Raw genomic sequence first — 1,109 nt, forward strand, 5'->3', positions numbered from 1 at the left:
TGACGGCGGCGCTGGAGGCCTATCTCGGCCGGCGCAGCGCGGCGCGCGTCCTGGCATCGCCGCTGCGGCGCAACACCGGTGAGACCATTCGCGCGGCACTGCTGTTTGCCGATCTGCGCGGCTTCACTGCGCTCTCCGAAAGTCATCCGCCCGCCGAGGTGATCGCGGCACTCGACGCCTGGTTCGACCGCATCGCCGGCGCGATCCATGCCTTCGGCGGCGAGGTGCTGAAATTCATCGGCGACGGCATCCTCGCGATCTTTCCGGTCACGACCAGCGCGCGCAGCGCATGCGAGGCCGCATTGCGCGCGGTGGCGGCGGCGCGCGTCGGCATGGCGCATCTCGATGCGGAACGGCGCAGCCGCGGCCTGCCACCATTGTCGTTCGGTGCGGCGCTGCATCTCGGCGAAGTGCATTGGGGCAATATCGGCGCCGCCGACCGCCTCGACTTCACCGCGATCGGCGCTGCGGTCAATCTGGTCAGCCGTCTGGAAGGCCTGTGCAAGCCGCTGGAGCAGACCGTGCTGGTCTCGGATGCGCTTGCCGCCGAAACCGAGATGCCGCTGGTCGCACTCGGCACCCATGAGCTGCGCGGCATCGTACGGCCATGCGCGGTCTTCACCCTGCCGGAGGCGTGAGCCGGTCATCGGAACAGGCGCAACCACGGCGCCAGATGGAACGCGCTCATCAGCGCATACATCGGGACCATCCCCTGCAATGAGAACGGTCCCTGCATGGCGCCGCAGATCATGTCGACCGGTGCCATCGCGGCCACCAGCGTCATCACGGCGAAGGTCGGCGCCGCCGCCAGCGACAGCAGGCGCGCTATGACATGGCCGCGTCCGCCGAACCTCGCCCTCAACCAGGCCTCGCGTGTTTCAATACCGGTCATCATTTGATCTCGCTGGAGATGATCCATGTCGTCATGTGCTAGATTAGGACCGGGCCTCGGAGGGCGAGAGTGACAAGTGTGTCGGGATTCGAATGGACTCGCTGATTACAGCTGCGGCGCGCGCGCTCGCGGCGGGTGATCCCCTCGGCGCACTGAAACGGGTGGCGCTGCGCGACGATGCGCCGGCGCTGGCGCTGCGCGGCATCGCCATGGCTCG

2 protein-coding genes and 1 pseudogene are annotated in these 1,109 nt (G+C 68.0%); 2 read left to right on the forward strand and 1 reads right to left on the reverse strand.

All coding sequences use genetic code 11. The features are described 5' to 3' along the window. On the forward strand, positions 1–638 hold a 638-nt coding region (locus H8A95_RS43170; RefSeq protein WP_229188470.1), incomplete at its 5' end, for an adenylate/guanylate cyclase domain-containing protein. A gap of 5 nt (positions 639–643) precedes the next feature. Here H8A95_RS43170 and H8A95_RS43175 read toward each other — a convergent pair. Next, positions 644–892 carry a hypothetical protein gene (locus H8A95_RS43175; protein WP_229188471.1) on the reverse strand — a complete coding sequence of 83 codons (249 nt, stop codon included), beginning with the start codon at positions 890–892 and terminating at the stop codon, positions 644–646. Between the two features lie 92 nt (positions 893–984). Between H8A95_RS43175 and H8A95_RS44320 the strand changes: the two are divergent. Further along, positions 985–1,109, forward strand: a pseudogene (locus tag H8A95_RS44320) (helix-turn-helix domain-containing protein); the annotation flags it as partial.

The organism is Bradyrhizobium oropedii (genome assembly GCF_020889685.1).
In the GTDB taxonomy this organism is placed as follows: Bacteria; Pseudomonadota; Alphaproteobacteria; order Rhizobiales; family Xanthobacteraceae; genus Bradyrhizobium; species Bradyrhizobium oropedii.

Excerpts from the sequence above, each read along its gene's own strand:
- H8A95_RS43175 (WP_229188471.1), bottom strand. The coding sequence starts at position 892 with ATGACCGGTATTGAAACACGCGAGGCCTGGTTGAGGGCGAGGTTCGGC.